The organism is Staphylococcus sp. CoH_129_LAB_1 (assembly GCF_058191515.1).
In genome coordinates, this window is sequence record NZ_JBXWKZ010000001.1 from 78,855 (window position 1) to 90,085 (window position 11,231).

At 30.1% G+C, this 11,231-nt stretch carries 11 protein-coding genes; 1 reads left to right on the forward strand and 10 read right to left on the reverse strand.

The annotated features are described in order from the left end of the window. Positions 1-87 precede the first annotated feature (87 nt). The 8 genes from AC2FB1_RS00355 to bshC form a co-directional block, all read right to left on the reverse strand. A complete protein-coding gene (locus AC2FB1_RS00355; protein ID WP_490673301.1) occupies positions 88-1,233 on the reverse strand; it encodes a cell division protein FtsQ/DivIB in 1,146 nt (381 codons plus the stop codon). An 18-nt stretch (positions 1,234-1,251) separates the two neighbouring features. Continuing rightward, a complete protein-coding gene (gene murD, locus AC2FB1_RS00360; protein ID WP_490673302.1) occupies positions 1,252-2,598 on the reverse strand; it encodes a UDP-N-acetylmuramoyl-L-alanine--D-glutamate ligase in 1,347 nt (448 codons plus the stop codon). A 1-nt stretch (position 2,599) separates the two neighbouring features. Next, the gene (mraY, locus tag AC2FB1_RS00365) at positions 2,600-3,565 is read right to left on the reverse strand and encodes a phospho-N-acetylmuramoyl-pentapeptide-transferase (RefSeq protein ID WP_490673303.1); all 966 of its coding nucleotides are present in this window, start codon (positions 3,563-3,565) and stop codon (positions 2,600-2,602) included. 174 nt (positions 3,566-3,739) lie between these two features. Then, complete coding sequence (locus AC2FB1_RS00370) at positions 3,740-5,986, reverse strand: penicillin-binding protein (protein ID WP_490673304.1); 2,247 nt, start codon at positions 5,984-5,986, stop codon at positions 3,740-3,742. Then, positions 5,967-6,368 (reverse strand): cell division protein FtsL, encoded by a 402-nt coding sequence (gene ftsL / locus AC2FB1_RS00375; protein ID WP_490673305.1) that lies wholly within the window; start codon positions 6,366-6,368, stop codon positions 5,967-5,969. The genes AC2FB1_RS00370 and ftsL overlap by 20 nt, the downstream gene beginning before the upstream one ends. Positions 6,369-6,381: 13 nt before the next feature. After that, positions 6,382-7,317: a 16S rRNA (cytosine(1402)-N(4))-methyltransferase RsmH gene (rsmH, locus tag AC2FB1_RS00380; RefSeq protein WP_490673306.1), complete on the reverse strand. Its 936-nt coding sequence runs from the start codon at positions 7,315-7,317 to the stop codon at positions 6,382-6,384. Between the two features lie 14 nt (positions 7,318-7,331). Next, entirely contained in the window at positions 7,332-7,763 is a 432-nt protein-coding gene (gene mraZ, locus AC2FB1_RS00385; protein ID WP_490673307.1) for a division/cell wall cluster transcriptional repressor MraZ, read from the reverse strand. Positions 7,764-7,904: 141 nt separating this feature from the next. Continuing rightward, positions 7,905-9,518, reverse strand: a complete 1,614-nt coding sequence (bshC, locus tag AC2FB1_RS00390; RefSeq protein WP_490673308.1) for a bacillithiol biosynthesis cysteine-adding enzyme BshC — start codon at positions 9,516-9,518, stop codon at positions 7,905-7,907. 193 nt (positions 9,519-9,711) lie between these two features. Between bshC and AC2FB1_RS00395 the strand changes: the two genes are divergently transcribed. Then, positions 9,712-10,158: an N-acetyltransferase gene (locus AC2FB1_RS00395; RefSeq protein WP_490673309.1), complete on the forward strand. Its 447-nt coding sequence runs from the start codon at positions 9,712-9,714 to the stop codon at positions 10,156-10,158. A 66-nt stretch (positions 10,159-10,224) separates the two neighbouring features. On the opposite strand, the gene AC2FB1_RS00400 is transcribed toward AC2FB1_RS00395, so the two are convergent. Next, complete coding sequence (locus AC2FB1_RS00400; RefSeq protein WP_490673310.1) at positions 10,225-10,911, reverse strand: YjjG family noncanonical pyrimidine nucleotidase; 687 nt, start codon at positions 10,909-10,911, stop codon at positions 10,225-10,227. Positions 10,912-11,032: 121 nt separating this feature from the next. Further along, positions 11,033-11,167, reverse strand: coding sequence for a beta-class phenol-soluble modulin (locus AC2FB1_RS00405; RefSeq protein WP_490673311.1), 135 nt, complete (start codon positions 11,165-11,167; stop codon positions 11,033-11,035). Positions 11,168-11,231 lie beyond the last annotated feature (64 nt).

The following is an 11,231-nucleotide window of genomic DNA, read 5'->3' on the forward strand; positions in this document are numbered from 1 at the left end:
ACAAAATACTATTAAAATACACTATATTTAGTTTACAATACGTCGTTTAGCTTGTGAACTATAAACACATATTATTATCGAAATTTTTTAATTATTTGTATCCGATTGTTCGCTTATTTTATTTAATACACTTTGTAATTCATTTTTTGCCTCTGTTTCTTCTTGTGTTTTTTGACGAACGTTTTGATCGGACTTAGAATTTACACTGCTATTTTCATTATATGGAATAAATGATGCTCCTACAGATAAATCAATATATCCTTGTGTTTTTAAGTTACCTGAACTATCTTTTTCAAGAGATTGAGACATTTGAGGATAATACTTGATTTTATTAGCTATTGTATTTATATCTCCTACTACTTGCATTCCATCTTTCATATATAAAAGGACTCTATTTTGTTGGTTCTGTAAAGGCGCATATTTAATTTCTGAAATCATGTTTCTCGTTTCATTAGACATTTTAGATAATGCTTTAGTAATATTATTTAAATCTTCACCTTTAAAATCTTCTAACATAGGTGCACTACTAGCAATATCTCCATTATAGTTTTTTAACTTTTTATTTCCTTCAATTATTGGAACATATTTATTTTTATCTTTTACAAAACCTACTAAGTTATTTTCAATAATTTTAACATTCAAAGTATTAGGTAACTGTTTATGAATCTCAACATCTTTGATTAATGAATTTTTCTTTAGATTATTTATAGCTTTACTTTTACTAAAAGTATAAATACGTGTTCCATCTTTAACATTTAATTCTTTTTCAACTTGACTATTACTTACATTATGATTACCACTAATATTAATATAAGAAATTCTACTTAATGGTGTAAACATATATAGTAAAAATATTAAAATTAAAAGTATTAAAGCTGTAATGATAATATATTGAATACGTTTTTGTCGTTTTCTTTTATCTTTTTTTTGTTGTTCTCGTTTTTCAGCTACCGTTAAGTGCGCATATTTATTATTTTGAAATTTACTACGCTTATTTCTTAAACTTGTTTTTATTTCTTCTTTTAAGTTTCTATTTTTACTTTTCGAAGAATTTAAATGTTTATTTGACGTTCTATTATTTGAAAGATTCTTTTCTTTTTGGATATCATCTTTTTGTTCAACATGATTTTCACTTTTCTTCTTTTCATCATTTTCTAATTCAGCTTTATCTTCATCAAAAGTACGCTTGATAGAACGAATCTTTTTGTTTCTATTACCTCTTTTATCATCCAATTACTTCACATCCTTTAATTAAGATGGTAGGTATGTACGGAAACTTTCAATAAATCTTTCACCACGTTCTTCAAATGTTTTATATTGATCCCAACTTGCACATGCTGGTGAAAGTAAAACAACATCATTAGGTTCAATGACATCTTGAACTTTTTTTACTGCATCTTCTATATCGACTGCCTTAATAACTTCTTTGCCTTGACTATTACCTAATTTAGCAAATTTATCTTGAGTTTCACCGAAAACCACCATCACTCTAACATGTTTCATATAAGGAATTAATTCATCAAATCCATTACCTCGATCTAAACCACCACATAACCAAATAATAGGTTGTTTAAATGAGTTTAAAGCAAACTGTGTCGCTAAAGTATTGGTTGCTTTAGAGTCATTATAATATTTATTTGTTCGATTCGTTCCAATATATTGTAATCGATGCTCAATCCCTGAGAATGTTGTCAAACTATCCACGATAGCCTTAACTGTTACGCCTGCAAGTATTGCAGCTAAAACAGCAGCTAAAATATTTTCTAAGTTATGTTTTCCTGGTAAAACTAAATCATCAATATTAATAATCTTAACGTCATTATAAACAATATAATTATCTTTAATATAGATGCCATCTACTTCTTGTTGAGTAGAAAAATATAATACTTTAGCTTTTAAATCTTCAGTTTCAATTAAATGACGTTGATGATAATTACAAATTAAATAATCATTTTCTGTTTGATTTTTATAAATACGTCGCTTAGCATTTTGATAATTTTCTAATGACTCATGATAATCTAAATGAGCAGAATAGATATTTGTAATGATGGCAATGTGAGGTTTGTAATGTTCAATGCCCAGTAATTGGAATGATGATAATTCGGTAATTAAATATTCATCGGGTGATGTTTCTTGAGCAACTTTAGAAGCAACATACCCAATATTTCCCGAAAGTCTTCCAGTTAATCTACTTTTTTTAAACATGTCTCCAATGAGAGAAGTTGTTGTTGTTTTACCATTTGTACCAGTCACTGCAATAATTGGAGCTTCAGAAATTAAATAACTCAATTCTACTTCAGTTAAAATTGTAAGACCACGTTTATATGCTTCATCAATAATTGAAACTGTATAAGGTATACCTGGGTTTTTAATAATAATTGGGTTATTATCAAGTAATGATAATGGATGACTACCATCAACAATTTTTACACCTAATGTTTCTAAGTCTTTTGCATGGGGATCTTTAGATAAATCTTTTCCATCATTTACTGTTACATTTGCGCCTAACTTAATTAATAATTTAGCTGCTTCATAACCACTTTTTGCTAATCCGACTACAAGAACATCTTTATTTTCTAATCCTGTATAATTTAGCATTCTAATGCACTCCTATCCATAATCCAATTAATCCTGAAATTAAACCTACAAGCCAAAAAACTGAAACAACTTTCCATTCACTCCAACCACTAAGTTCAAAGTGATGATGAATTGGTGTCATTTTAAAGATTCTTTTTTTAGTTAATTTATAAGATGACACTTGCAACATTACTGATAATGTTTCGATAACAAATACTAACCCTACAAAAAGTAATGAAAGTTCTTGATTTAACATGATTGAAATTGTAGCAAAAATGCCTCCTAATGCTAAACTTCCTGTATCTCCCATAAATACTTTAGCTGGATTTAAGTTATACGGTAAGAAACCGAGTAATGCAAAAATCATAATAATACAAAAAGCACCAATTGAAGGAGCATTTAACATGAAACTCATAATTGCATACATAATGAATCCAATTATTGATAAGCCAGTTGCTAATCCATCTAATCCATCAGTTAAATTCACTGCATTTGAGAATCCAACTTGCCAAAAAACAATAAAAATAACATACGCAAACGACAATGGAATTCCAAAATTAGTAAATGGAATATTTACATTTGTTGAAAATTCTATTAGATGGAAAACGTCGCTTAGAATAAAAAATATAATTGCTATTGCAATTTGAGCTAAAAATTTCTGCTTACTTGTAAGTCCTTGGTTATTTTTTTTAACTACAATAATGTAATCATCAATAAAACCAATGAGCCCAAATCCTATTGTTACGAAGAGTAATAGAATAATAGGATTAGAATGATCTATAAAAAATATGGCAATGATAGATGTAATAATAATACTAATTAAAAAAGTTAAACCACCCATAGTTGGTGTGCCCGTTTTTTTCATATGACTTTGAGGTCCTTCTTCACGAATGCTTTGGCCAAATTTCATTCTTTTAAGTGTCGGTATAAGTACAGGAACTAAAATAAGTGTGATAAGTAATGCAATAATCGCAAGTATAAAAAGCATGGTAATCTCCTTTATATATTTTAAATTTATTCGTTTTTCGCTTTATTTTCTTTATAATCTTATCAATTTTCAAACTAATTTTATATATATTATGTAAGAAAATGAGTCTATAAATAAGGTATACATCATAAATGACACCTTATTTATACTCATTTAAAGCAACTTCATTTATCCTTAAGAATCATTTTTATCATTAGAAATTGAATCAGTTGAATTATCTGAAGTATTATTTGAATCAGTTTCATCCGAATCAGTTGAGGATGTACTATCATTAGGATCATCAGTAGACAATTCTATTTCAACTTTATTATTACTTTTAAGTGTTGAACCACTTGCAACAGATTGTTTTGTTACATATCCACTGCCTTTAGTCGTAACATTGATTCCAGTTAATTCTTGAAAAGCTAGAACATCGCCTGTTGTCCAACCTTTCATATTTGGCATAGTAATATCACCATCTGTCACTGCTAATACTTTACTATTCGGTAATAATTTTGCATTAGCTTTAGTAGATTGAGTTTTTATTGTATTACCATTACCAATAATTACAGGTTGTAAATCTTGTGCTTTAAGACTATCTTGTGCTTTTTGACTTGATTTTCCTACAACATTTGGCACTTTACTATACTGTGCCGATTGAATTTCATCTTTTTTGGAGCCTACATTTAAATACTTAAGTGTATTTTCCATAATAGGTTTAAAGGCTTTACTTACACCTAATTCATATGCTTCTTGATCGTTTTTCTGAGCCAGACTCATCCCGGCATAAACAATAACTCTAGGATGCTTTTTAGGCGCATCTCCTATAAAGCTTACAAAGTAAGGATTTGACCCTTTAACATAACCACTACCATTTTCATTAACTACTTGAGCAGTACCTGTTTTCCCTTCAATATCATAACCATCAACACGATAATTTGAAGCGTGACTTTTATCACTATTTACTACTTTATCTAATTCTGTTTCAACTTTATCCGCAGTGTCTGAAGTGATAGGTTTTCCAGCTATACTCTTTTCACCAGTGTAAAATGTTTTCTTTGAAATTGGATTCTCTATACTTTGGACAAACCAAGGTTTTAACATGTTTCCTTTATTAAAGAAAGCTGATTGTGCTTGTATCATTTGTACAGGTGTCACTGTAGTTGATTGACCGAATGATGACGTTTTTTGTTGTAATTCATTTGACCAAGCAATATTCCCTTTTAATTCGCCATCAAACATACCATTTGTAGACTTACCAAATCCAAAGCGCTCATACCAAGATTTCATTTTATCAGCACCAACTAAATCTTGAAGATGCATCATCAATGTATTAGATGAGTATGTGAAACCTAATGACATTGGAATTTCTCCCCAACCAGTTTTATTCCAGTCAGAAATTCTCGAACCCATAATATCACGATGACCAGATTCATATTTTTCTTTAGGATTAAATTTACCTTCTTGGATAGCTGCTGCTAATCCATACGATTTAAATGTTGAACCTGGCTCATATGCATTTTGATATAAGTCATTAGCCCATTTTTTTCCAAAGTTTTTACCCGTTTCAGGATTAAACGTTGGGCGTTGACTGTATGCTAGAATTTCTCCTGTTTTAGCATCCATAACCACTGCAAATAAATCTTTTGGTTCATATCGTTTCACCATGTCATCAAGTGCCTCTTCGACAAATATTTGTATATTGGAATCAATAGTTAGATGAACGTCATCACCACGTTTTGGTGCTTTTTCATTTTTACTATTTGGTGCAATATAACCCCAAATGTCATGTATATATGATAGTGAGCCTTTCTGTCCATTTAGGTAACTATTAAAAATCTTTTCTACTCCTAATGCACCGTTTAATTCACCAGTATCCGGATTTTTTTGAGCCATGCCAATTAAATGAGAAGCAAAATTACCGTTAGGATAAAATCGTTCAGTTTCTGGATATAAGGTAATTCCTGGTAAATCCATTTTGTCGAGCTTAACTTTATCTTGGTATGTTAAATTTGTTCCTTTTTGTCCAAATTCAACTTGAAAGGCTTTTTTTTGATTAAGTCGTTTTTCGATTTCATCGGGTTTCATATCAATAATTTTTGATAATTGTTTTGCTGTTTTCTTTTTATCTTTAACATACCGTGGTGTATCTCCAACTTCCCCAGCACTTTTATCAATAATGGCTACTAATTTATACCTTTGAACATCTTCGGCTAAAATTTTACCGTTTCTATCGTAGATTTTCCCTCTTTCCGGCTGTTCTTGCATTTTTACGAGATACTTTTCATTAGCGCGCATCACTAAATTTTGTCCATCTGAATGCCCAGTTATCATGATATATGAATATCTTAAAAGCAATACAAAAAAGAGCAGTCCGAATAATCCAACAAGGAGGACTGCTCCTAATTTATTTTTTCTAATTTTAATTTTTCGCTTCGCCATTAGTACGCACTACCTTTACATTATCGTTCTTTAGGCTCATACCTTGTTTTTTAGCCTGATCGTAAATGCGCTCGTAAGAAGAATTTTTCTTAATTTCAGATTGAATTGCATTGTTCTCATTAGATTGTTGTTCAATTTTTTGGTCTAAATCGGCAATTTTGTCATTTGTATCGTACGCATCCATTTTTAAAGATAGCATATAGATTGCCAAAACAGCAATTGCTGTAACAAGCGTTATGTATAAAAACTTCTCAAATCGCGTAAGTTGAACAACAACCTTTTTAGTTACTGTTCTCGTTTCAGGTTGTGTCTTAGGTTGTTCTTTCGGTATGCTAGTGTGCTGAATGTGTTCATATGGTTCGTAAATTTTTTCTACAGCCATCCTCAATTACTCCTTATTTTAATATTTCAGCAACACGTAATTTTGCACTACGTGCTCTATTGTTTTCGTCTAAATCCGCTTCTGTAGCAGTAATTGGTTTACGATTTACTCGTTTTAACTTAGGTGTATAGGCTTCAGGAATAATTGGTAAACCTCTAGGCACGTCAGGTCCTTTTTCGTATTCTTGGAAAATTTGTTTACATAGTCTATCTTCCAAAGAGTGGAAAGTAATAACTGAAATTCTACCTCCTACTTTAACATGCTCAATGGCTTGTTCAATTGAATCTTCGAAAGCAGAGAGTTCATCGTTCACTGCTATTCTAATCGCTTGAAAAACGCGTTTAGCAGGATGACCACCTTTTCTTCGAGCTTTGGCTGGAATACCTTCTTTAATAATATCTACAAGCTCTAACGTTGTTTCAATAGGTTGTTGTTCACGGTGTGCTTCTATTCTTCTCGCTATTTGTTTAGAAAACTTTTCTTCTCCATAACGATAGAAAATTTTAACCAATGCCTCATAAGGCCAATCATTAACAATATCATATGCAGTTAGTTCTTGCGTTTGGTCCATACGCATATCTAACTTTGCATCATGATGATAACTAAATCCTCTTTCAGGTATATCAAGTTGTGGACTTGAAACACCTAAGTCATAGTAAATACCATCTACTTTTTCAATTCCTAAATTTTTCAAAATATCAGTTAATTCTCTAAAGTTATTATGTACAAACGTGACCTTGTGTAAGTGATCTTTTAGTACTTCTTTAGCATTTTCTAATGCAGTAGTATCTTGATCGATTGCAATCAGCCTACCGTCATCGTTTAATTGATTTAATAAATAGAGTGCATGACCAGCTCCACCAAGCGTACAATCTACATATATGCCATCTTCTTTGATGTCTAATTTATCTATTGTTTCTTTTAGCATAACGCTTACATGATGAAACACTATAAATTCCTCCATTAAAAATCAAAATCTATTAAATCCTCGGCAATATCTTCAAAATCTTCTTCTGATTCTTCATAAAAATCCTTCCAAGTTTCTCTGTCCCAAATTTCTATACGATTTGAAACACCTATTACCGTACATTCTTTTGTTAAATTTGCGTATTTCCTCAAATTTTGAGGAATATTAATACGCCCTTGTTTATCTAGCTCTACTTCGATAGCTCCAGAGAAGAACATACGCATAAACTTACGTGCGTCTTTTTTTGTCATAGGTAAGGTTTTCATTTTCTCTTCAATCTGTTGCCATTCTTCAAGCGTGTAGCCAAACAAACATTTATCAAGGCCTCGTGTGATAATAAAACGTTCATTTAAGTCATATCGAAACTTAGATGGAATTATCATACGTCCTTTAGCATCTAATTGATGCTCGTATTCTCCCATGAACATTATTATCACCTCACCTTATTAATAATTTACCACATCTCACCACTATCCTCCACTAATTATGTAAAATATCTTAAAATTCTTTAATTTGACATAAAAAGACCCATATTATCTAAATAGATAATATGGGTTTTTCCTTATAAATCAAGGTTTTATAACAATTTGATTAAATGTGTATTTAAGTGGGGGATAAGTGGAGGGACTGAACATATCTATCCCAAATTCATTCAACATTTGAAGTGGGTTCCAAATTCTTTCTTGTAAACCACCCATTGGATGCAATACATGTTCAATTTCTCTAAAATGTTTCATACTAATATCGTTATCTCTTTCAATGTTAAGTAAATAACGTTTTAATAAATAATCAAATTGTTTGTTATGAATCTCGTAATTTTTCTTTACTAAATTGATATTATCTTGATTATCATTAACCTCTTTACAAAGTAATTCATATATTTTGTCATGATTTTCTTTCAAAGACTCCACATTTTGAATAAATGTATCTGAAGCTTTACTACGAACAAATTTTTCTCTATCATTTTCTATTCCATATATAATGATATTTTCAATATCTAGCTGATATTGATTAATTAATTTTTCTATTCTATTTGGTAAATAAGTGATTTTCATTCTTGGTAAGACAATAGGCATTTCAACATCTAAAATTTTAAATACTTCATTCAATTCAGCCCAATATTTAATTTCACTCGGCCCACCAATAAAAGCTACTGTATTGAATAGCCATTCTTCCATAACTGGTCTAGTTACTACATTATTAGAGAAACGAGCCGGTTCTTTTTCAACTAATTTTAATAATTCATCTTCATTATATGTAATATCTGATTTACTCAACTTGAATACATTATCTTTTTTAGTAATTAGTTGACGCATACTATCTTCATTAAGGAACAAATGAACATTGGTCTCTGTTTCAATCATTTTGCTTAAGCCTGATTGCGTAGTTAATTTTTGTGTATTTCTAAACGCATGATTAATTTCATTATGTTTTTGAATAATATTTTTCAGTAATGGCTTTTCCAATTCACGAACTTTTTCATATTGAGCGTCAATAAATAGTACACCATAGTCTTTAAAAACTTCTTGGAGTAACCCTTTAAAAATATCGGTCCAATTATTGTACTTTTCTATAATTTCTAAACACATTTGATAAAGTGCATTAGTATGTGTCGTTTCTTTTAATTCTTTAAAAAATTGATTAAGTGCTTCAATCATCTGTTCTTTGTCTGGAATATAACGAGTAACGTTTGTTTCAGGTGGCGTCATCGTATGATACTTCACTTTATGTAATTGAGCATCTTTTGAATTATAAGCATACGTATGATTTACTTCTTCAAAGTCATGGTCTTCACCCGCAATCCAAAAAACAGGTACAACAGTTTGTTGATATTTTTCAGTTAATTCACGACTTAAATTAACAATTGAAAGAATTTTATGAAACGTATATAAAGGTCCTCCAAAAAGACCAGCCTGTTGGCCACCAACTACCACTTTAGCTCCTTCACTAAGTGCAGTAAGATGAGTCTGTTGAATTTTTGTTATATTCAAATCGGACATATACGATTTAATCACTTGAGCAAGTTGTTGCTCTCTACCATTATTAGAACGCTTCATTCTTTGATCAAAACTAGATGGTTTAACTGGATTATATTGATAAAATTCCAATAATGCTTCATCACTGTTTTCTAACTTAGTAATAAATGAATCTTTTTCTTGAATATTAGTTATTTTACAGTTCATTCCCTTACTCCTTCGATATAACATTACTTATTTAGTATAAAGATTATATCCTTAGATGACAATTTTACGGCTTAAATATTGAAAATCAAAACCATTTTATCAGACTATTGAATAATTAATATGTTACTAAATGAAAAAAACATATGAATTACGATATAATATATATAAAGAATTTAAGGGGGGATAGGAGAACATGACTAAAGTTCATCATCTTGAAATAAATTATAAAACTGATGAATTATTTAAAACATTTAGAGAATTAGGTAATAAAGACTTATATATGGTTGAAGAATTTAAGGGGCAAATGATCGACGCAAGTTCAGACTCACCATTTTATGGTATTTTTAATGGTGATAATTTAGTAGCACGAATGGCCTTGTTAAAAAAGGGTGATGTCGAAGAAAGCTATTTTCCAAATTATGATGATTATTTATTACTTTGGAAATTAGAAGTGTTAGACGCGTATCAACAACGCGGTTATGGTCAAGCATTAATTGATTACGCTAAATCATTACAATTACCTATTAAAGCTATTGCACGTCAAGATTCTAAAGCGTTTTTTACTCATCATGAATTCAAAGACGTCAATTCTAAAAACCCAGAAGGATTTGATATCCTTGTATGGTATCCAAATGATTAAGATATAAACTCTATTTGCATAAAAGAAGCCTGGGTTATTATTTTATCTTAGGCTTCTCATTAATTATTATTCCACTAAATTAACCAATTCGTGTAAAGATTGTATTTCATAATCTGGCACAATATTACTGTTATTTTCTTTATTACGATAGTTAAACCAACATGTTGTAATACTAGCATTTTTTCCCCCTAGTATATCTGAGGTAAGAGAGTCTCCTACTATCATTGCAGTCTTTCTTTTTTCTTCACCAATTCTTTCAAAGATGTAATCAAAAAATTCACTCATAGGTTTTTGATAACCTGTTTCTTCTGAAATATATACTCCTGCTAAGATATCTTTAAATTCCAATTGAGCAATCCGACGTTTTTGGGTATCTGTAACCCCATTAGTCACAATAAACAATTCACATTCTTGGCTTAATCGATCAATTGTTTCTAAAGTAGAGTTGAAGAATTTTAATGGCGCTTTAGCTAATTCATCTCTAAATAAAAAATCAGCTTTTTTACCATCTACGTCTATACCATACTCTTTAAAATAATTAATAAAACGATGAGTTAATACTTCTTCTTTAGATAGGTCATTTTTTTGAAACGCTTCCCAATGACTTTGATTTACTTTCTTAAAAAATTGAAAATCTTCTTCAGTTGGATAATGACCAAAATGTTGTGCCATTTTATGAAAAGCTCGATCTTCTGCATCAAAAAAGTCAACAATTGTATCATCAAAATCAAGTAAAATAGTATCGTATTTCATTTATATTCTCCTAATCCGTTTATATCTATTATTTTATCAGATATAAACAGAATAAAAAAAGCACTTAAGAAGATATCTCTCCTTAAGTGCAAAACATCAAACTAACTGTCTCAAATTTTAATTAGAAACCAAATACTTTTCCTAAGATACTTACGCCGCTTTCTACGATGTCTACGATGCTTGTACCTAGTTTTGTCCAGTCTTGGTTTTGTGCTGATGTTACAGTATTTGCAATTGCTTCTGCTAATTTAGTCATTTTAATTTCTCCATTCTTATTTTAATTTTTAAGTATAATAAATTAGAATCCTAAGTATTTACCT